Annotated in this window: 16 protein-coding genes; 9 read left to right on the forward strand and 7 right to left on the reverse strand. The window is 49.4% G+C overall.

Going from position 1 to position 22639, the window contains the following annotated elements:
• Positions 1-286: 286 nt before the first annotated feature.
• Positions 287-1936 (forward strand): ABC transporter substrate-binding protein, encoded by a 1650-nt coding sequence (locus QP794_RS08675; protein WP_285075844.1) that lies wholly within the window; start codon positions 287-289, stop codon positions 1934-1936.
• 96 nt (positions 1937-2032) lie between these two features.
• Positions 2033-3040, forward strand: a complete 1008-nt coding sequence (locus tag QP794_RS08680) for an iron-hydroxamate ABC transporter substrate-binding protein (RefSeq protein WP_285075845.1) — start codon at positions 2033-2035, stop codon at positions 3038-3040.
• A 137-nt stretch (positions 3041-3177) separates the two neighbouring features.
• Here QP794_RS08680 and QP794_RS08685 read toward each other — a convergent pair whose 3' ends face one another.
• From QP794_RS08685 to QP794_RS08705, 5 genes are all read right to left on the reverse strand, one after another.
• Positions 3178-4092: a class I SAM-dependent methyltransferase gene (locus tag QP794_RS08685; protein WP_285075846.1), complete on the reverse strand. Its 915-nt coding sequence runs from the start codon at positions 4090-4092 to the stop codon at positions 3178-3180.
• 213 nt (positions 4093-4305) lie between these two features.
• A complete protein-coding gene (locus QP794_RS08690; RefSeq protein WP_024632782.1) occupies positions 4306-5529 on the reverse strand; it encodes an MFS transporter in 1224 nt (407 codons plus the stop codon).
• Between the two features lie 221 nt (positions 5530-5750).
• On the reverse strand, positions 5751-7814 hold the full coding sequence (locus QP794_RS08695; RefSeq protein WP_285075847.1) for a molybdopterin-containing oxidoreductase family protein: 2064 nt from the start codon (positions 7812-7814) through the stop codon (positions 5751-5753).
• A 452-nt stretch (positions 7815-8266) separates the two neighbouring features.
• Positions 8267-9121: a formate/nitrite transporter family protein gene (locus QP794_RS08700; RefSeq protein ID WP_285075848.1), complete on the reverse strand. Its 855-nt coding sequence runs from the start codon at positions 9119-9121 to the stop codon at positions 8267-8269.
• Between the two features lie 225 nt (positions 9122-9346).
• Positions 9347-10708 (reverse strand): FAD-dependent oxidoreductase, encoded by a 1362-nt coding sequence (locus tag QP794_RS08705; RefSeq protein ID WP_285075849.1) that lies wholly within the window; start codon positions 10706-10708, stop codon positions 9347-9349.
• A gap of 512 nt (positions 10709-11220) precedes the next feature.
• On the opposite strand from QP794_RS08705, the gene QP794_RS08710 reads away from it, so the two are divergent.
• The 7 genes from QP794_RS08710 to QP794_RS08740 all read left to right on the forward strand — a co-directional run bounded on the left by QP794_RS08710 (position 11221) and on the right by QP794_RS08740 (position 20855).
• Positions 11221-12756: a response regulator gene (locus tag QP794_RS08710; protein WP_285075850.1), complete on the forward strand. Its 1536-nt coding sequence runs from the start codon at positions 11221-11223 to the stop codon at positions 12754-12756.
• Positions 12753-14489, forward strand: coding sequence for a cache domain-containing sensor histidine kinase (locus QP794_RS08715; protein WP_285075851.1), 1737 nt, complete (start codon positions 12753-12755; stop codon positions 14487-14489). The genes QP794_RS08710 and QP794_RS08715 overlap by 4 nt, the downstream gene beginning before the upstream one ends.
• A 122-nt stretch (positions 14490-14611) precedes the next feature.
• Complete coding sequence (locus QP794_RS08720; RefSeq protein WP_285075852.1) at positions 14612-15988, forward strand: ABC transporter substrate-binding protein; 1377 nt, start codon at positions 14612-14614, stop codon at positions 15986-15988.
• Positions 15982-16164 (forward strand): hypothetical protein, encoded by a 183-nt coding sequence (locus QP794_RS08725; protein ID WP_285075853.1) that lies wholly within the window; start codon positions 15982-15984, stop codon positions 16162-16164. The genes QP794_RS08720 and QP794_RS08725 overlap by 7 nt, the downstream gene beginning before the upstream one ends.
• Before the next feature lie 19 nt (positions 16165-16183).
• Entirely contained in the window at positions 16184-17050 is an 867-nt protein-coding gene (locus tag QP794_RS08730) for a carbohydrate ABC transporter permease (protein ID WP_285075854.1), read from the forward strand.
• On the forward strand, positions 17047-17880 hold the full coding sequence (locus tag QP794_RS08735) for a carbohydrate ABC transporter permease (protein WP_483311886.1): 834 nt from the start codon (positions 17047-17049) through the stop codon (positions 17878-17880). The genes QP794_RS08730 and QP794_RS08735 overlap by 4 nt, the downstream gene beginning before the upstream one ends.
• Before the next feature lie 68 nt (positions 17881-17948).
• Positions 17949-20855, forward strand: coding sequence for an alpha-L-rhamnosidase (locus tag QP794_RS08740; RefSeq protein ID WP_285075855.1), 2907 nt, complete (start codon positions 17949-17951; stop codon positions 20853-20855).
• 65 nt (positions 20856-20920) lie between these two features.
• Here QP794_RS08740 and QP794_RS08745 read toward each other — a convergent pair whose 3' ends face one another.
• Together QP794_RS08745 and QP794_RS08750 are read right to left on the reverse strand one after the other, a co-directional pair.
• Entirely contained in the window at positions 20921-21400 is a 480-nt protein-coding gene (locus QP794_RS08745) for a glutathione peroxidase (protein ID WP_285075856.1), read from the reverse strand.
• Between the two features lie 326 nt (positions 21401-21726).
• On the reverse strand, positions 21727-22614 hold the full coding sequence (locus QP794_RS08750) for an ABC transporter ATP-binding protein (RefSeq protein WP_285075857.1): 888 nt from the start codon (positions 22612-22614) through the stop codon (positions 21727-21729).
• Between the last annotated feature and the right edge of the window lie 25 nt (positions 22615-22639).

Here is a 22639-nt window from a genome sequence, read left to right on the forward strand (position 1 = left end):
CTGCTGTAAAATGTACCCTTTAATCGTAGATATATCTTGGTCGATTGTCAGCATTTCAATAATGGACTCAAGGGAGAAATTCATTATAAATCATAATGAATATGCCTGTAAACCATAAATTGAAACGTTTCGACATTTTTATTATAGTCGGTGTTGATAGCGATTTCAACCTCTTTATCTATTTTTCACAGAAATATGTGAAGGGAAGGATTCGGGGGTCCCCATTACACCTTTGTGGTATTATACTGCATATTAGTCCAATCCTCTATAAGGAGTTCGTTATGTTATGAGCAACCTGGATCTAAGCTTTCATAAATTATCCCTGAACACCCCTGGCCGCTTGCAGCAAATTACAACTGTCCCTCCAGCACTGTTCAGGCTATGTCATCTGGTGCAGCTCCATGATAGAGAAGCCTTCTCCGGTATCGATGAACTGTGGAGCAGCAAGCATGTTCTTTATGTCATCACCTCCGGTCAGGCAAGATTGATCAGTTCGAATGGTCAATTGATGGTAAATACCGGCTCCGCTGTCGTACGCCAAGCTGGAACCCAGCTTCAGCATGAAAGCAAGCGTGGTTCTCTGTCCCCGGTTCAGGGTATTGCAGTGGCCTTTGATTTTGCAGATAGCGAACAAAAGCACTGGCCGTTCGGACATCCTGTTCCCATTACGAGTCGCCTTATTGCCGAGCTGATCTCCGAGTTGGTTCTGTCCAGCTCGAAACGCAATGAATCCGGACCATTCAAACCTCATATGCTGTTCTATCAGTTACTGGATACGTTACTTGATCACGCTGAACGTTTGGCTCATGAAGATCATTCCTGGCTGGACATCGTCATCGCGCACATCCATGAAAAGGTTAATCACTCCTTTACACGGGAGCAATTAGCGAGAGAGGTTAATGTGAGCCCGGAGCATTTTTCACGAGAATTCAAGAAGTACACCGGACTTACGTTTGTGGAGTATGTTACCCGGCTAAGAATCCGAATCGCTCAGGAACAGCTGCTTTTTGCTAATCCGACATTACAGGAACTTGCGCAGTTGACGGGATACAGAGACACCTTTTATCTAAGTCGAAAATTTAAACAAACGGTAGGTTGCGCACCGACCCTCTATCGGAAAACACCAAAAAAAATCGTAAGTCTTACTTACAACTATACTGCGTCCTTACTCGCACTGGGCCATATCCCTCATATGGGTGCCGTCGCGGAATGGATGGAAGAGAAAATAGTTGAATACGGGTCAGAACCATTCATACAGTATTCTGAGCATGAACTTATTAATCATACGGATCTAATCGCAGACACTCATCCCGATGTGATTCTTGGTTATGCACCTCATTCGGGGCTGGATGAATTACGTCAGATCGCACCCACCATTCTGATGCCCTTTGAAGAACTCGACTGGCAGGAGCAATTCATTCATTTGGGACGTATCACGGGCCTGGAAGCGAAAGCTCGTACGCTGTTAGAACGCTATGATATACTTCAGCAAGAGGCCAATCGTACACTGGATCAGATGATGGGCGTACGTGGATCAGCAGTATGTATATTCATGATTGGTGAGAGCGGAGCGTACATCTATGGCCACGGGTGGGGCCGAGCTTCTCATATTTTGTATCATTCGCTGGGCTTCGTCCCTCCTGCACGGATGGAGAAGGATGGCCAGCTGCTCACAGGTTACATCCATGTTCCGTTAACAGAGATTCATTTATATGCCGCAGATCATATTTTTATTGATTATGCCAGGGAATCGTCGGAGCAGAATGCTGTGGACAACCTGTTCGCTCAGGAGTCCTGGAACACCTTGAGTGCCGTTCGTGAAGGGCGACTGTACGAGATTGATGCGGATATGTTTTATGGATTCGACCCGATCTCCGTTATAGAGCAATTACAGCACATCATGCACAAACTCACATCACAATTGTCCATGCATTAGTCATCATAGATGTCCATGTACAAATGTTACGCCATCCTCTATGTTATTAATGAGAATAATAATCATTATTGATTATATACACAGGGGGACAATAATATGTTTGCTGCAAAAAAACGCTTTTCCGGCTTGCTGCTTATGCTCGCCATCATCATGATCCTGGCTGCCTGTAACAGTGGCACGGGTTCCGGCACAACGGAACCAACATCGGCGGGTTCAGAATCGACAACAGATTCGACCGAAACAAATACCAGTTCTTCGGATACTACAAGGATTTATAAGTCATTAAGTGGAGATGTGGAAATTCCCGCTGAACCGAAACGAATTGTTACGGACATGTACGTAAGTGACCTGCTTGCACTGGGTGTGAAACCCGTTGGTGCTGTTCAATATTATCTGGAAAATCCATTCTACGCAGATCAGGTGGAGGGTATAGAGAATATTGGTGACCGGGGTGCTGTATCCCTGGAGAAGGTCGTTGCGTTGGACCCGGATCTGATCATTACCTACTCTGATAAAGCCGAAGAAATTGAGAGTTATCAAAAAATCGCTCCGACCGTGGTCATTCCCTACGGTACGTTTACCAATGTAGAGGATGAAATTCGGGGCTTCGGAGAACTCATGAACAAATCCGAAGAAGCCGAAGCCTGGCTAAAAAAATATGACGAACGTATTGAAGCCGCTCGCGCCAAAGTAAAAGCAGTCATTAAACCTGAGGAGACCTTCTCGATCCTCGAAGTATCTGACAAAAGCTACTATGGTTACGGAGACAACTTTGGTCGTGGTGGACAAGCCGTATATCGCGCTTTGCAACTTGCACCACTCGAAATCACCAAGAAAGAGCTGATGGGCGATACCCAATGGAAAGAGATTTCCCGGGAAGTCGTTGGTGATTATGCGGGAGACCATATCTTCTTAACCGTAGGGGAGAACAATAAAAATTACCAAGGTGACTCTATCTGGCAGTCGCTCCCGGCTGTGAAAAACAATCAGGTGTACGAGCTGGAAGAAGATCGCTACTGGTACTTCGACCCGATTGCAATTCAGGCTCAGGCAGAAGAATTTGCCGATATGATTGTAGAACGCGCACAGCAAAATCGTAAATAACATATGATGAAGGGTTGCGCTCAATTCCTTAGACAGTCCTAACGCTAAAAAGGGATGCCCCCGTCATGTTCATGACTATGGGACATCCCTTTCTTATTCAGATCCTAATCTGTAATAATCACAGCAGGAATAGGGTTTTATTTTTTTACCGCATGGATGAAATGGTTTGTTTCGAAGGCGGACAAGTCATCTGTACGATTGCTGAAATATCGATCCTGGATGTCCTCCGGCGATAGATGCTCATATATGAGTAGTCCTGCATCCGCCAACAACCGCTCCATCTCCTCATACGTGAAGCAGGATTGCATCGGCTCGCCCCCCATTGCAGCCATCTTCACCATATTTTCAACCCGGTTAAACCTTCCTTTTTCCTCAAAGAGATGCTCATCTGCATAATCCAGTACAATGGAGCTCCCCGTTGGAAGATCCGAAAATACATGTCGGAGCAAGTTGGATAGATTTTCTTTGGTCAAATAATACGAAACACCCAGCAGAGTAACCAGCGTCTTCAGCTTCTCCAAACCTCCATTAGTCAAACCTTCATACGAAGGCTTACGGGTAAAATCCATTGGCACAAAATGAAGATTGCCCGGAATGTTCAGCTTGGCCTGATGCAGCCGCTCCCTCTTGAACTGCTGAGTGGCTGGATAATCCACTTCAAATAGTTCCAGCGTGTCCTCCAATTCCGGATGCCTCAAACCAAATGTATCCATCCCTGCGCCAAGAATAACAACCTGCTTCAATCCCAACGTGACTTCATGCATCAGTACATGCTCACAATAGGCAGCCCGGGCCAATGTGATTGGAGATAACTGTACCTGAGTAATCCATTTTAGGATCTTATCCGGGTCATTCTTGCACTGGTGAGTCATCTCCGGGTTGAAAAAATGGATGCCTTGAATCATATTCGCGCGGATATCCGAAAACTCTTGAGGAGTGATAAGCTCTTTGGCTATATAATCATCGAAAATAAGAGGTGTATCGTATTGGCAGTGGTAGGCTCGGCCAAAAGCCGAAATCAGGGATGTAATACTGGACTCATTTTGCTTCATGTTTTATCCTCCCGTACAAACAAAAATAAGATTCCCCCTGGCCAGGAGAACCTTAGTATATACGGAATACATTTATATGTAAATTATAGCATAAAAAGATTTTTTTGTCAATCAAAATTTACGGAAGAGAGAAGACAGATTAAAGTGGCCTGGTGGCTTTCCCCTCCACTTCCACCTGTCTTCTCTCTTCCGTATACCACCTAGCCGAAGAGGCTAAGCGTCCAATCCATACTCCTTCACTTCACGATTGCGGTTCAGCACCGCATGCAGTACAAAACCAAGCACTGCAATACCCGCCGTGACAGTCGCCAGCCATGCTACAGGAATCAATCCTTGTTTGTCGTACATGACGCCCATGGCATACGGCCCGATAACCCGGCCGACCGCACCGATTCCACCGGATATCCCGATGTAGAAGGGTGCCGATCTTCCCGCATGCTCTGAGATAAATGCCGGCGTAGCAGGTGAAATCAGCATTTCACCAAAGGTAGCCAGTACCATCGCAAGCACCATACCCGGATAGCTGTACATCGTGATCATGACGATGTAGGCCATGCCATAGAACACTGCACTTGCCGTCATCTGAGCAGTCGATGTACGGGCCATTGTACGCTTGACCCAACTGGTGAAGGGTTGTCCCACGAAGATGAGTACCCCGTTCAGCGTCCAGAGCAGACCGTACATTCTTTTCTCCATACCCTCGGAAATAATATACGGAGACACACCAGTATTCCAGATGGAATTACCAAAAAGCAGGAACAGCACGCCCAGGCTCATAAATAGATATAATCTGGTGTTGCCCAGCAGCGCCCAGACGCCCGGCCCATCGGGAACCGTTTTGCGCTTGGTCAGATGCACTTCGCCCTGATCCGGTTCTGCCCGCGACAGATAATACCAGAAGAAGATCGCGAATCCAGCCGAAGTCACCCCGTTCAGTACAAAGCTGAGATGGTAGGAAAAATCAGCCAGGAAACCACTGAGCGCCGTACCAATCGCCACACCGATATTGTTGGCGACATAGATCACATTAAACAATTCCCCGCGTCGCTCTGCAAACCGGAAGCCGATAAAGGCTTGAATCGCTGGCAGCGATAATGAACTAAACAGGCCGATCCAGCCCATCGCACATATAAATATAACCCAATACGCGCTGATCCACGGCAGAGCAAACAACCCCACAGCGTTTAACGCCAGTGATCCGATGATCAGCTTCTTGACCCCCACCCGGTGGTACAGTGCACCTCCGAGCAATTGACCGAAGATACCCCCCAGCGACTGAATCAGAATGACAAACCCGGCATTTGCCATCGTGCGCCCAAGCTCATCAAATACATACATTGTGGTCAGCGGCCACATCAAAGCACTGCCTGTCGCATTGACCAGACTAGCCAGCAAAAATATTTTCACTTCTTTTGGATACGTATCCAGCCATCTCATCATCTTGTTTATTCTCCTTAGTACCTTCAAAAAGCATATTGCCATAAAAAATAGACCCTCGCCAGACGGCATGATTAGCCAGAGCGAAGGCCATTTGAATTCTAAATTTTGAATCTTGCTCTACATTCTGCTTTCGATCTACTCTTTACTTTCGGTCTACTCATTGCTTACAATCTATCCATTGTTCATCTTACCTGAAAAGATCCGATCTGCAAGCACATTCATTGACGCTTCACTTCGACAGTGGCCGAGAAGAATGTAGCTCCGTTGCCCATGTCAGACAGTCGATTGGGCGTGAGCGAGTTTGCCCGCTGTTTTTTGCCATTGCCATCCCACCATAAGCCTTGACTAATCACCGTTCCTGGCAGCATGGATTCACTCACCTTGGCGGTTAATTCGATTCGGCCGCGGTCATTCCATACGACCACCGTATCCCCGTCCTCCACCTGTCTGCGAGCGGCGTCCTCCGGGTGCATTTGCAATAGTGGCATCTTCTCCAAGCGTTGATGTTTGGCCGAATTGGCAAAGGTGGAGTTCAGGAAATTATGATTCGGTGGCGACAGAAACATCAGCGGATAAACGTCCGCAGGTCCAGCCGGGTTCTCCCCGTCATACCCTTCCACCAGTGCACTGTACGTAGGTAACGGAGGCAATCCTCGCTGAGCCATTGTTTCCGAATACAGCTCGATTTTCCCTGAAGGTGTGGGCAGCTGATCTAAATATGAATCATGTGGAGACATATCCAGCTTGACGAAATGATGCTGCTTCAGCCCTTCTAATGTTACTCCGTTCATGTAGGGATTGCCCGTACCCTGGAGTGCTTCCTCAATCATCTGTTCCGGTGTCTCACCAAAAATCTCAGGGTCATACCCCATCGCCTGTCCGAGCAAAGAGAACAATTCCATATTGCTCTTGCTCTCACCCAAAGGCGCAATGACCGGCTCTTGCAAATGGACATACTGATGCCAGTAGGACGTATATAGATCTGTCGTTTCAAATGAAGACGTCGCAGGCAGTACAATATCCGCGTACTTCGCCGTATCCGTCAGGAACAGATCATGGACAACCGTGAACAGATCCTCCCGTGCAAAACCTCGCTCCACCCGCTCGGTATCCGGTGCCACCACCAAAGGATTGCTGCAATAAACCATCAACGCCCGAATCGGCTGCTCCGCTTCCAGCAGTGCTTCGCCAATCCGGTTCATGTTCACCACGCGCGGCTCCGGGTTCTGGCGCAGCTCTGGACGCTCCAACGCATCGCTATTGGTGCTCGCGTAGCTATTGGTACGAATCGCGCCACCGCCGCGCTTCAGCCACTGACCTGTAATCGCAGGCAGACAGGCTACGCTGCGCACGTTCATGCCGCCGTTATCGTGATGCTGCAGGCCATTGCCGATATGAATATGGGCGGCCTGTGCGTTGCCATACAGCTCAGCCAGCTTCACGATATCCGCTTCCGGTACGCCTGTAATACGTGCAACACGCTCAGGGGTGTAGCTGCGGACATGATCACGCAGTGCCTCATGGCCGACGGTATACTTTTGCATAAAGTCCTCATCTGTCAGTCCCTGCTCGAACAGAACATGCATTAATCCGAGTGCCAGTGCACTGTCTGTACCCGGGTAGAGTGGAATGAACCAGTCGCCCCATTGGGCGGTCCGATTGCGATGAACGTCGATGACGACGATTTGGGCTCCCTTCTTGCGGGCTTTCTCGGCCAGAACGACCTGATGCATATTGGTGCTGACGATGTTGCCTCCCCACACCAGAATGACATCTGCATGCTCCGTATCTTCGGGAAGTGTTCCCCGGTTCGCACCCATCGTATATTTCCACCCAGTATTTCCGGCCGCGTTACATATCGTCTGTTCCAGTTTGCTCGCGCCTAACGCATTGAAAAATCGACGATCCATGCCATCCACACCCAGAATGCCCATGTTTCCATAGAAGCTGTATGGCAGGATGCTCTCCGGTCCGTAGGTATCTGACAGTGAACTGAATTTCGCCGTAATCTCGCGGATGGCCTCATCCCAGCTGATTCGCTCGAACTGGCCTTCCCCCTTGGCTCCGATGCGTCGCATCGGATATTGCAGCCGCTCCGGGTGATACACCCGCTCCGCCATATTTCGGACCTTGTTACAGATGGCGCCTTTGGTAATCGGATGGTCCGGATTGCCTGCTACCTTCACGATTTTGCCGTTCTCCTTATGAAGCAGCAGGCCGCAAGTATCCGGACAATCGAGCGGGCAAACCGCCGGGAATACGCCATTCTCCTGATCGATCATATACAAGTCCCTCCCCCTTCAAAGCTATCTTCATATCATATCTTCTTCATGGTAATCGCGTAAAGAGAACAGTCTTTTTTCACCGCCACAGCTGCTCGAAATTATTTTAAAAAAATCTTATTTCCCCTTGATTCAATCTCGAAATTCAGGGGTAAATTAAAAATAAGGCATTAGGCTAGTGTTTCCCCACTTCCTCCTCATGCCATATCATGGACCACTCCCGAAATTCGCCATGAACAGGTTTCGTTCCCCCGAACCTTGTCATGGCGAATTTATTTTGTGCAGATATTTCTACATAAAAAAACGACTCCTTTCCCGCTCATCACAGCCGACAGCCATGACTTGAACGAGATCAGAATCGCCTCTCCTGTTTACTTTGCATTCGCCTTTTCACTCGTTTTCGCACTTGTACCACGGTTACAACACTAACTCGGTTACTCGGAAAAATGTCGCTACGCCTGCTTGCTCCACATCGTTCTGGCTTCCGTCTCTACAGGCTGGGCCACCGCCATTTCCACCTCAGGCTGCACTTCCGGCTCATGTTTGCGTAGATACACCATCCAGTAAGCAACCGCCACAAACAGCGCCCCTCCCGCCAGATTACCAAGCCATACCGGAATGAAATTCATGACGTATTGCCCCCACGAATAATGCCCTTCGAAGATCGCCGCAGGAATCAGGAACATGTTGGCGACAACGTGCTGGAATCCAATAGCCACAAAAGCCATCGTTGGGAACCAAATGCCCAGTACTTTTCCGCTCATCGTATCCGATGCATAGGACAACCACACCGCAAGAGCTACCAGCCAGTTACACCCGATCCCGGATATAAAAGCCTGAAGGAAGCTGTCGTCCAGCTTGTGTCCAGCCATATCGACTACTTTGGTCAAGTAGGCACCTTCTGCCGTAAGACCAAGCACATGCCCAAACGCATAGGCCACAAAGATCGCCCCAAGGAAATTACCTATCGTTACTAGGGTGAGATTCTTCAACATGCTGCCTGCGGACAGTTTGCGCGCAATCGTCGCGAGTGGAACGGCCATCATATTACCTGTTAGCAGTTCCCCGCCGCCAATCAGCACTAATATCAAACCTACCGGGAACACAGCTGCACCGATCAAATTAACCAAGCTGCCCCACTCGGCCGGAGCAGAGGCAATGACCCGAATATCCAGCATAAATCCGAGCGCAATAAAAGCGCCTGCCAAAAAACTGAGTATCAATACAGAGGACACCGGATTTTGAGCTTTCTTCATCCCCGTATGCGCCGTATATTGTGCAACCTCAAGAGGTGTTTTTGCTGCCATAACGATCCTCTCCTTCACAGTTCATGAACATCATAAATCAATTTGTATTGTTGATATGTTCATTGTATCGCGAAGGTTTCGAGAGGTTTGTTACTTTTATCACAAAGTCTGAAAACTACATTTTTTAATGCTTCCGTTCTATCTTGTTCGGTCGATCTCAGAAAAAACAAAAAGAAAAGAACTGCCGCAGGATGCGGCAGCTCTCCTATATCTCAGCAGTATCCGTTATACCATTGCTGGTGTTTTTACATCTACTGGAGGCAACGCCTGAAGACCAGCCGAGTTCAGGAAGTTCCACGGTTTGTTGTAATGCGGCTGGAAGAAGAAGTCGATGAAGGCCAACTCATCTACCGTCATGTTGTTCTGAATGCAGACCGAGATCGTATTGATCGACTGTGTCAGATCAGCCTGTGACATAATCTGTGCACCAACAATGCGGCGGGTAGCCTGTTCATAGATCACTTTGAGCAGCAGCTTCTCTGCCGTTGGCATGAACTCCGGACGGTAAGCATCTTCAAGCGTTACCGCTTCAACGACCAGACCTTCGTCAGCAGCAGACGTTTCCGTCATACCTGTGCCTGCAATATTTTGCTCATATATTTTGATACCTGATGTGCCTTGTGTACCCATGTACGGTGTCGTTGGACGAACCAGGTTTCGGGCTACAAGTGTACCCATCCGCACCGCGTTGGTTGCCAGTGGGATGTAAGCTGCTTTGCCCGTTGGGTTGTAATGAATTGCACAGCTGTCTCCAGCAGCAAAGACGTCTTTCTGGCTGGTTTGCATATATTTATCCACGATGATTGCGCCGTTCGGCAGCATATCCACTTGGCCTTTGAGCAGTTCGGTATTTGGACGGAAACCAATGCACAGAATAACGAGGTCTGTTTCAAATTCTCCCTTGGATGTAATGACCTTGTTCACTTTGCCATTCTCTCCGGTGAATTTCTGTACTGTTTGGCCCAAAGCCAGTTTGATACCGCGTCCAGTCAACGTTTCTTCAATGGCATCCGTAAACTCGGGGTCCAGATATTTGTTCAGAATCCGGTCCACGCTATCGATCAGCATAACTTCCTTACCGTTCATTTGAAAAGCCTCCACCAGCTCGATGCCGATGTATCCAGCTCCAACCACAGTAATGCGTTTGGCATCCTTCGCTTTTTCAATGATGGTATTGGAATGGTTGTAGTTTTTGCAAAGTAAAATGTTATCCATATCGATGCCTTCCAGCTTTGGTACAACAGGCCATGAACCTGTGGTTACGATCAGCTTGTCGAACGTATCTTCGAATTCTTCCCCGGTTGTCAGGTTTTTAGCCTGAAGTTTATGACCTGCAGCATCTACTGACGTCACTTCATGAAGCATTTTGGTAACGACACCGAGTTCGGCCAGTTGGTTAGGCGAAGAATAGAACAGTCCGTCCGGATCTTTCACCACACCACCCACATACAGGGCAATACCACATGATAAAAAGGAGATATTGTCATTGCGCTCATACACGGTAATGGTAGCATCCGGGTACAATTTGGCGGTGTTAACGATGGCTGCGGTTCCTGCATGTGTACATCCGATAACTGCGATTTTCATAATAAGGTTCCCCCTTGGAGTATAAATATAAAAGCTTGCTTGCATCTATCTTTACGTTGCTGAATTACTGAAGCTGGATTACAAAATTTTCCTTAACTTCGCTGATTGTCTTGCCTGCTTTGACTACCTCTAATGTTGTGAATTTATTCACTAATTTAACTTGGAAAATGATTGTGAAAACATTCACTATAAACCGGTGTTCTTTGTGATTTATTTCACTTCATGCATTCATTATAATGTGATAATTTTCACATTGCAAGTCTTTTCTCAACTACATTTAAATTTTGTTTTATTTGTCCTTCTTATTTGCCTAACCTTATCATTAATCGTATGAAGCAAAGTATTCCCGAATATTCCGGTGATTATGCCTCCTTGCCCACTCCTAAACTTGAACAAAAAAGGATATCGAAGCAGCTTCCAACGCCGCCAAACGCTGTTATACTATATACCACAGGAAACGGTACCATATTGTACAATTCCATGAATCATCTCCCGAAAGGAAGGATTACACCATGCTGAAGGCCGTTGTGTGTGATGATGAATCCATTGTTATTCAGGGTATGCAAGGAATGATTGACTGGACAAGATACGGAATCGAGCTGATCGGAACCGCAGGAGATGGACTATCGGCACTTCGTATTGTCGAGGAGCTTCGGCCTGACATTATTCTTACCGATATTCGCATGCCCGGATTGAACGGACTTGAACTGATCGAGAGGCTGGCCACAATTCATCCCGATATCGCCTGTATTGTATTCAGCGGCTTCAATGAATTCGAATATGTCAGAAGGGCGATTGGGCTGGGCGTAATTGATTATTTGGAGAAGCCCATCACGATTGAACATGTCGAACAGGCGCTGATGAAAACAGTGGACCGACTCCAGCGTCATCGGAAACTCATTACACTTCAGAGTCAATGGTCAACTGGAAGACAAGAGCTGCTGGAGAAGGCAACGATGGACCTGATGATTATCGGAAGCAGGGCTATCCCAAAATGGAAGGAGCTGTTCGGTCCAGAGGCCGATCAAATTACCGAAATTCGCGTATTCGCCCTGAGTTCACCTGTCTCCACCCCTGCGCCTGATTATCCCGGTTATCGGTGCATCCGTGCCGCGAATGGAGACGAGTACGTTCTGGCTGTGTTCCCTGTATTTCCTGCGGCCCACGGTTATGCGTCTGTGAAGATGAATGAAATGTATGCCAAGCTGTCACCTTTGTCTGATTGCAAACCTCTCGTAATTGGGGCAGGCCATACGTATCTGCTAAATCAAGCACAGCAGAGTTACCAGGAGGCCCGCAAGTCGCTGCGACATGCACGTTTTACCGGGCAGCCATGGGTTGAATATTCGGATATAGTTCAGATGGAAGAGTCCGTTAAGCATGCTTTGACGCAACACATGGACAACCTGGAATTGTGTCTTCGTACCCGTGATCGGCGGGGAACGCTGCTGGCACTGGATGAGTTCGAGGCGTGGACCGAAACTTCGAAGCTTGGACCTGAACCGCTGGAAAAAGAATGGCTCCGGCTCATCTATGTGGCACTGGATACGGCCCGTGAGCACGGCAACGAGCTGATGTGCCGCTCGCCTGCGCATGAACAAATTCAGGACTTCCATACACGGGAAGCTATGTTTGATTGGCTTCGCAAGCAGTTGGACCTCGCTGTCCAGACCACCCCCTCTGAATCACATATCTCATCCAGGCATCCTGCTATTTTGAAAGCGTTATCTTATATCAATGACCATTACGCCTGTGATCTCTCTTTGCAGGAGGTTGCGCAATATGCCGAATTAAATCCGACGTATTTCAGCCTTCTCTTCAAAGAACAAACAGGCACTTCTTATATTAAGTATTTGACTCATCAGCGGATTGATCGCGCCAAGTCCATGCTGTCCAAGGGGTTGCGCGTACATGAAACAGGTGCAAGGGTCGGATATCCGAATTACAGACATTTCACCGAAACATTCAAGAAAGCAACGGGCATGACACCTGGTCAATACAGAAGCAGTTGCGAAGAAGATAGATCTCCACAGGAGAGTGAAAAATGATGAAGCAATGGCTAACGCATACGTTATTCGTGCCACGCATCCAGCGTGTCCGCACCCGTTTTCTGCTCGCCATGATCCTGCTCTCCCTGCCCTCCCTGTTCCTGCTCGGCTTGATTTCCTACAATGTTGCCCGGCATACCCTAGTGGAGATCAGCACGCAGACAAATCGGGAGCAGCTGCGAATGTCAGGTGAGGTGGCCGATCTGTTGTTCAAAACAATAAACAATCTGCATCTGTCCATCGTCATGAACGATGGCATTCAGGATGCATTACGCGGCAGCGGTGCACAGGGCGGCAACCACACCACACCCGGAGTTACTCTCCAGCGTCTTAAAAAGGTATTGAGCAGCAGCTCCATCGACAGCAAGTATATTTCATCCGTCTGCCTGCTTGATCTGGATTTTCGCACGTATTGCGAGGGGCGGTCGGATGAGGCAGGCATTTACGAAATTCCGGGCAAGGATACCGCCATTAAAGCTTCCGACTGGTATTCCCGTGCCGTTACGGGGAAAGGGAAAATCGTATATTATCACTCGGATGTGTTCGGTACCTCGGATGACTCCTTCTCTACAGTCAAGCTGTTCCGGGACGCGGACGATCCGGGGGGACGGACGATCGGGCTTCTTATTATCAATATTTCGGACGGGATCTTCAACAAAATTTTCAGCACCAGCCGCTATGGCTCTTACATGGCTCTGGACATTGCACAGGCTAAGGTCCAGCCCGTATACGGTAGAAGCGACGCGGATTGGGCATCCCAACCAGACTCCTTGCCAGAGGCTATTCAAAAATTGGAGCATGACGGGTTTCTGGTTAACACACATCGAAATGCCGTTACCGGCTGGACGTTCATTCACATGGTCGAATCCAGCGAGCTGCTGAAACAATCCCGTTCAATCGGCTGGGCAACAACACTTATTGCTACGCTGATCGGCATTATAGCCCTTGTCTCCTCCTACACCATATCAGGCACTATTACACGGCCATTGCTGAGATTGAAAAAAATGATGGTGGACTGGACTCTGGGGCAAGGCAAATTCCCTGAACGGTTTGCCCCGGATGAAGTCGGGGTCATTGCCGAAACCTTCAAGATGGTCGCTCGGGAAAGGGACGAGCTGAACGAACGCCTGCTTCAATCAAGACTGAAAGAGCGTGAGGCAGAGCTTCGAGCGCTGCAGTCGCAAATTAAGCCCCACTTTTTATACAACACTCTCGATTCGATCTACTGGATGGCCACGTTGAAGCATGATGCCACGATCGCCCAGATGGCCGTATCCTTGTCCGAAAGCTTCAAGCTCAGCCTGAACAAGGGACAGGAGCGTATTCCGGTGTACAAGGAGCTCAAGCATATTGAGCATTATTTGAATATTCAGCGTATTCGCTTCGGCGAACGGTTCACTTACATTGAAGAGGTGGATGAGGCAATCAAGGGAATGGACATGATGAAGCTAATGCTACAGCCGTTGGTGGAAAATGCGATCTATCACGGGCTTGAGCCCAAAGTAGGAGAAGGCACCGTGCGATTGACGGGAATTCTGGATGAGGGATATATGCTCTTTACTGTTGAGGATAACGGTGTCGGGATGGAGAACCTGTCCTGCATTCAACATGGCTTCGGATTGCGTAACGTACAGGAGCGGCTGGATCTGACCTTTGGCGCAAGCAGCACGTTCCAGGTGGAAAGCAAGGTCGGACATGGAACACGGGTCACGCTGCGCTTCCCCGCTACCTGAAAAAATCAGACACTTATCTAAAAAATAAAGCGCTTACAAATTGTTAATCCCTCCCTTACCATATAAGCATCGGCAGCGCCAACCTGTGCAGCTACTGATAAACTCAACAAGGGGATGAGAATATGTTCAAGAGAAAAACGGGCTCGACACTTCCCGCTGCCAAACGCGGTTATCGCCAGAAGCTCACCGTAATGATCTGCGCTATGTTCCTGCTGACAGCTATGCTGTCCGCTTGCTCCGGTGCAACCGAGAACAGCTCCAGCGATACAAGCGGAAGCTCGAGCAATTCACAGGATCAAGTTACCCTTACCCTGCTCGTGGATAATTCACAGGATGCAGTTAGCCAGGCCAATGCCTACATTGGAGCTTTTCAAGAAAAGAATCCGAATATCAAAATCGAGCTGGAGACTCGACCCGGCGGATCAGAGGGTGACAATATGATCAAAACCCGGCTTGCAACCGGGGATATGACCGACGTGTTTTTCTATAACTCCGGGTCGCTGATGCAGGCGCTGTCGCCCGAGGCAAACCTGCTGGACCTGACGGATGAACCTCTCATGGACAACATTATGGATACCTTCAAACCGGCCGTGACCTATAAAGATCGGATCTATGGCGTGCCCTCCGCCTCCACCACAGCAGGGGGCTGGTTCTATAATAAAAAAATTTACAACCAGCTTAACCTGACGGTACCCAAAACATGGGCCGAGCTGATGGATAACAATCAAAAAATCCAGGCTGCGGGCATCACCCCCGTCATTGGCACATACAAGGATTCCTGGACCTCTCAGTTGGTTGTCCTCGCCGATTATTACAACGTTCAGAACCAGGTACCGGATTTTGCAAACCAGTTTACGTCCCATCAGGCAACAATTGCAGGCACACCTGCTGCGCTGCGCAGCTTCGAGAAGCTTCAGGAATTGCATGACCAGAACTTGATGAACAAGGACTTTCTGGCAACCACCTATGACTCCGGGTTGAAAATGCTGGCTGAAGGCAAAGGCGCCCACTATCCAATGCTGTCCTTTGCCATACCGGCAATGGCCCAGAATTTCCCGGATGAAATGGAGAATATCGGTTTCTTCGCCCAGCCGGGAGATGATGACTCAGCTAATGGCCTGACTATCTGGCTGCCCGGCGGAGCGTACATCTATAAAGAAAGCGAGCATATAGAGGAAGCCAAGAAGTTTCTGGCCTTTATCGCCTCCATAGAAGGAACCGAGACTGTAGCTACCTCATCCTCCCCTACCGGACCTTACCTGATCCAGGGAGCATCGATTCCTGATAGCGTGCCAACGGTCGTCAAGGAAATGCTGCCGTATTTCGATTCCGGGCAGACGGCACCCGCGCTGGAATACCTCTCTCCGGTCAAGGGTCCAAGTCTGGAGCAGATAACCGTTGAGGTCGGAGCTGGCATCAAATCGGCTGCTGAAGGCGCTGCTGCCTATGACAAGGATGTCGAGAAACAGGCCAAGCAGCTTGGTTTGGATGGATGGTAACCGAAATCTTCTGCAAAGCCATAGCCTGGAGTTGGTTTGATAGCGCATCGGCTGATGGCTCTTGGCCTGACAGCGCTCAGGCCGACAACGCTTGGTCGGACAGCCCATGGGCTGACAACGTTTGGATTGACAACGCTATGCAGCCGCCTTGCTGGAGCAAGGCGGCATCCAAATGACCATTGAGGAGAGAGTGTTGTGAATAAAACCGTCAAACAAACGTACTCTTACTGGTTTTTGCTGCCGGCGGCACTCGTCTATCTGGTGATCTTTATTTTGCCAACGATCCTGTCCTTCTTCTTCAGTCTGACACGTTGGAATCTGACAGAATGGGAATTCATCGGGCTGGAAAACTTCGTGACCTTCTTTCAAGAGCAATCCCTGAGCATCGGCCTCAAAAACACATTGATCTACGCCGTGGTCACCTGTGCGCTCAAAGTGATGATCGGCCTTCTGCTTGGGGTGGTGCTGACGTCCAAAATCCGCTCCAAAAACTATCTGCGCTCCGTTATATTTTTCCCGACCCTGATCAGTACCATAGCTGTTGGTATTGCCTTTAGCGCCATGATGCATCCAACAGAGGGGATGATCAACTCGGGACTCGCCATGCTCGGCATAGAGGGCCCGGATTGGCTGGGGAACGTCAAGCTCGCCCTGCTCTCGGTAGCTTTTGTCGATGTATGGAAAGGTCTGGGCTTTGCCACCGTCATCTACATTGCAGGCATTCTCAGCATCCCGGAGGAATACTATGAGGCTCTGCAAATGGATGGAGGAAGCGGCTGGCACAAATTCTGGAACATTATTGTCCCGCTTAGCCGTCCAGCTACGCACTCAGTCATCATCCTGTCCTTTATCGGCGGGCTGCGTTCCTTCGACCTAATCTGGACGATGACCAAGGGAGGCCCCGGGTTCACAACCGATCTTATTGCATCCATCATCTATAAGCAGTACCAGGGGGGCTTCTACGGACTTGCCACAGCAGGCAATGTCATCCTCTTTATCCTGGTCACAATGCTCGCCTTTCCGCTGTATTCCTATATGAACCGAAAGGAGGCCGAACTGTGAAGCTGCATCGCGCTCGCAACTGGATTCTGGAGGCAGCGGGAGTACTGTTCACGATCGTTGCTTTCTGGATTCCGTTCTATTTCATTATCACCAACGCCGCCAAGGACGTGAAAGAGTCCTCACTGCTGAATCTGGCACCGCCCACGGTGTTCCAGTTGTGGGATAACATCCAAACCGTAGTCACGGCCCGCAGCTTCATGCTGCTTCGCGCCTTCATGAACAGCACGATCCTGACCGTTGCTTCCATCGTCATCATCATTATTCTATGCGCCATGGCCGCGTACGTCATCCAGCGCAGACAGGACCGGCTTACACCGCTGTTTAACTTTCTGGTACTGGCAGGACTCATTATTCCTCCAGCCATCGTTCCGACCATCTGGGTGCTGGATGGGCTGGGGCTGTTCAAGACACTTCTCGGACTGATCCTGGTGGAGGTTGCTCTCGGTTTGCCATTTGCCATCATTCTGTACCGGGGGTTCATGACGGCGATTCCGCGGGAATTGGATGAGGCAGCCGTGATCGATGGATGCAGCGGCATAAGGCTGTTCTTCAGCATTATTCTGCCCTTGCTGCAGCCGGTAACGGCAACCGTGATTGTGTTGTCCTCCGTAACCATTTTCAATGATTTTACGAATCCGTTATATTTTCTGCCCGGCTCCAAAAACGCAACCGTCCAGTTGACGATGTACAATTTCCAGAGTCAGTATGTAACGCAGTACAATTTGTTGTTCACGAACATTCTGCTGATCACCCTGCCGCCGCTTGTCCTGTTTCTTTTCTTCAACAGACAGATTGTATCAGGCATGACGGCAGGCTCTGTCAAAGGCTGACCTTCAGTCATTTCATTTTATTCAATACACAATCACCCGAATGATACGGGTCCCGGGAGGAATTATTCATGTCTGATCTTCGTATTGAAGCTTTGACCTGTGAATACAGGGAGCATTGTCTGGGTACAGATGTCCGCCGCCCGCGCTTTAGCTGGATCATACAACCAGGTCGGCGCGGAGTCCTGCAGACAGCCTATCGAATTCAACTGACCGCTGGGGATGACTTTCAGGCTCCCTTGTGGGATACAGGTCATGTGGCCTCATCGGATTCCGTGCATATCGAGTATGCCGGACCAGAGCTTCAGCCGCGAACCGCCTACCAGTTCAGAGTCAAAGTCTGGGATCACACCGGAAGCGAATCGGATTGGAGTAAGCCCGGTCAACTGGAAACCGCTCTGTACAGCTCGAACGCCTGGCAGGCCAAGTGGACCACGCCAGACACTACACAAATTGAACCTGAAGCAGAGCCTGCCTTCCTGCTGCGACGTGAATTCGGCCTGTGTTCATCCTCCCCTGTTGTGTCTGCCCGCGTCTATTCTACCGCCACAGGTCTATATGAGCTGTATATCAACGGCTTCAATGTATCGGAGGATGTGTTTGCGCCGGGCTGGACCAGCTACCATCACCGACAGCAATACCAGACCTACGATGTGACCCATCTGCTCCGTCAGGGAACCAACGCAATGGGTGTCCTACTGGGGGATGGGTGGTACCGGGGCGGGCTCGGATTTGATGGGCGGAACTATATGTATGGGCCACACCGGTCCGTATTGGTTCAATTGCATATCCGCCATGAGGATGGCATGGAATCGGTCGTTGTATCCGACACCGATTGGCGATCATCCCTGGGACCGATATTGTATAGCAACATCTACCATGGGGAAACGTATGATGCCAGGCTGGAGCAGAGCGGCTGGACGGAAGCGGGCTTTGACGATTCGCAATGGGTGGGAACCGAAACGCTGGCTCTGCCCTATGATCAACTGGTTGCCCAAGAAAATGTGCCCACTCGTGTGACAGAGGTCGTGAAGCCCGTTCAATACCTGTTAACACCTGAAGGTGATCATGTGCTCGACATGGGACAGAACATGGTTGGGCGCATTCGGTTACAAGTTCAGGCGCCTGCCGGGACACGGATTGAGCTGCGGCATGCCGAAGTGCTTGATCGGAACGGCAATATCTATTTTGGCAACCTGCGTCCGGCCAGGCAGACGGTGACGTATATTGCCAAAGGTGAAGGTGCGGAAGAATACGCCCCTTACTTTTCGTTCCAGGGATTCCGATACGTCAAGGTTGAGGGATTTCCTGATTCGCAGCAGGGGCTGCCGCTGGACGCGTTTCAGGGAGAAGTCACTCATTCTGACATGGTATCAACCGGAGACTTCTCATGCTCGGATGAGCGGGTAAATCAGCTTCAGCGCAATATCCGCTGGGGGCAAAGAGGCAATTTTCTGGATGTACCTACGGACTGCCCACAGCGGGATGAACGATTGGGCTGGACTGGCGATGCCCAGGTATTCATTGGTACCGCACTGTTTAATTATCACGGCGGATCGTTCTTCACCAAATGGCTCCGAGATGTAAAGGCCGAGCAGCATTTGGATGGCGGCATTCCATTTGTCGTTCCCGACATTGTCGGCGGAGCCAATTCAGCTGCCTGGGGAGATGCGGCTGTCATCTGCCCCTGGACCGTTTATCAATTTTACGGCGATCTTCGGCTGCTTGCAGAACAGTATGACAGCATGAAACGTTGGGTCGAATATATTCGTGCCCAAGGCGAAAACGAATTTCTCTGGAATACTGGCTTCCATTTCGGTGACTGGCTGGGGCTGGATGCCAAGGAGAACAGCTATAAAGGAGCGACGCCGGAGGATCTGATTGCTACCGCCTTCTATGCCCATTCGACACGGCTGGTGCGTGATACCGCAATTGCGCTTGGTCATGAAGAGGATGCACAGCAATACGGCAGATTGCTTGATCATATCGTTCATTCCTATCGAAACGAATATATGACGCCTACAGGTCGAGTCGCCGTCCCTACACAGACAGCGCATGTGCTTACTCTGATGTTTGACCTGGCGGAACCAGCACTACAAAAGCGCGTGGCCGCAGACCTGAACGATCTCATTATTCAAAATGATTATCATCTGACAACCGGGTTTGTCGGAACACCCTATCTGTGCTTTGCTCTCTCAGGCAACGGTTATCACAGCACGGCGGTCCGATTGCTTATGCAGGACAGCTACCCTGGCTGGCTATATTCCGTTTCCAAAGGGGCAACCACGATCTGGGAGCACTGGGACAGCATCAAGGAGGACGGCTCCTTCTGGAGCGATGACATGAATTCCTTCAACCATTATTCCTATGGGGCGGTAGGCGAGTGGATGATTCGCAAAATTGCCGGTCTCGACATGCTTGCCCCAGGCTTCAGGAAAGCACGGATTGAACCGTTATTTGGCGCGAATCTGCTCACACATGCCAGCGCATGGCATCAAACCCCTTACGGTAAGCTGGAATCAGGCTGGCGCATCCTGGGCAAAGAGATGGAAGTGACCGTGACGCTGCCTGTGAATACCACAGGCCGAATCATCCTGAACGGTGCCCGGCTCGCATCCTTGATGGAAGGCGGAAAAGCTGTTGCAGGCAGGGAAGGCATCATTTCAATGGAGGAAACCCTCTCTGGTGTAGAGCTGATTGCAAGTTCGGGAAGCTACAGCTTCATATACGAGTACGGTGACCTGTTTGAGGAATACTACACTGAAAAAACAAGATTAAACGAGCTGCTCATGCATCCTCATGCAAGAGAAGTGGTTGAACGACACGCTCCCCAGCTGTTGACAGGGGCTACCCAGCAGATCGTCCGTACTTCCTCTTTTCGTGAAATTAAGGAAAATGGCATGTTCCAGATGTCACCGGACATACTAGATGCTATTTTGGAGGAACTGTCTGCATCGTCTTCATCATTAAAACATTAAATTCAAAAAAGAGCCTGTCCTCCGAAACTGGAGGCAGGCTTGTTTGTTTCTATGGATGATATCGATTATCCGAGCAGCTTCTCAATCTCTCCCGTCATCGCTTCAGGGGACTCCTTAGGTTCAAAACGACCAACAACCTCACCCTCGCGGTTCACAAGGAACTTGGTGAAATTCCATTGGATGCTGTTGTCTTCACCAACACCAGGTTGCTGCTCACGCAGATACTTGAACAATGGATGAGCATCTTCACCATTTACGTCGACCTTGGCAAATACCGGGAAATTAACGCCGTAGTTGATTTGGCAGAATGATTCTGCTTCTTCACTTGACCCCGGCTCCTGGCCACCAAACTGGTTACAAGGGAACCCAAGCACAACCAAACCTTGATCACGATAGCGATCATAGAGCTTCTGCAATTCACCGTATTGTGGAGTCAGTCCACACTTGCTGGCTGTATTGGCGATGACCAACACTTTGCCTTGATACAGCTCGAGTGGAACTACCTGATTTGCGGTCGTTACCGCCTGATACGAATATACGGACATGACTGATTCCTCCCATGAGTATGATGTAGGTTGGGCTGCTGTATGTACTGTACCGAATAACAATACGGCACACAGCCTGTATCCATATTATAGACCCGAGACGAACAATTACCAAATCTGCGATTAAACCGACCCCAGTTCATACGTGAAGTCTACTTCCACCACCAATATGGACAAGGGCTTTTTGAGCTGGATTTTGCAGCCAAAATAATCATACCGCTCTTGCGGCTCCACCTTGGTCAGTCTCCCCTAGAATGCGAATAAGCCGCGTGCATAATGCACAACGGCTTCGTTCTATCGTTGAGGACCACCTACGGCCCGTTTCATTAAATTCCTGTCGCGTGACGAACACGTTGCTCTGTCCGTCCTCCAGCATGAACCATTACACTGTTCATGACCACTTGTTCTGGAGGTGCGGATTGCTGGCGTTCACCCGCAAGGGCGTATGGCAAGCAGAGCGGTACACCTGAACGTGGATCAATCACGATATCCGCTTCAATGTTGAATACTTCGCGAAGTACATCGGAGTTCATAACCTCTACAGGTGAGCCTGTAGCGATGGCTTTACCTTTTTTAATACCAATCATGTGATGCGCATAACGGGAAGCATGGTTCAAGTCATGCACAACCATAACAATCGTACGATTCGCTGTAGCATTCAGCTGCTCCAGCAATTGCAGTACTTCAAGCTGGTGAGCCATATCCAGGAACGTTGTCGGCTCGTCCAGGAACAGAATATCTGTCTCCTGTGCCAGAGCCATGGCGATCCAGGCACGTTGACGCTGTCCACCGGACAGTTGATCGATTGGACGATCATGGAACTCCGTCATGCCTGTCACTTCGATGGCCCATTCAATCATGCGTTTGTCTTCAGCACGCATCGACCCAAAACCTTTTTGATAAGGGAACCGTCCGTAGGACACCAGTTCGGTTACCGTAAGTCCTTCGGGCGCTGTTGGATTCTGTGGCAAAATCGCAAGCTGCTTGGCTACTTCACGCGTGGACTGCTTATGGATGGACTTCCCGTCGAGCAATACACTACCTGCTTTTGGATTCATGATCCGTGCCATCGTTTTCAGGATGGTGGACTTCCCTGAACCATTGGCTCCAACAAGTGCTGTAATTTTTCCTTGGGGAATTTGAATATTCAGATTATCAACAATCAGTCTTTCCTCATAAGCGATATCCAACTTGGACGTCTCCAGACGAAACATGCGATCATCCCTCTCTCATTTATCC

The organism is Paenibacillus sp. UMB7766-LJ446 (assembly GCF_030226665.1).
In the GTDB taxonomy this organism is placed as follows: domain Bacteria; phylum Bacillota; class Bacilli; order Paenibacillales; family Paenibacillaceae; genus Paenibacillus; species Paenibacillus vandeheii.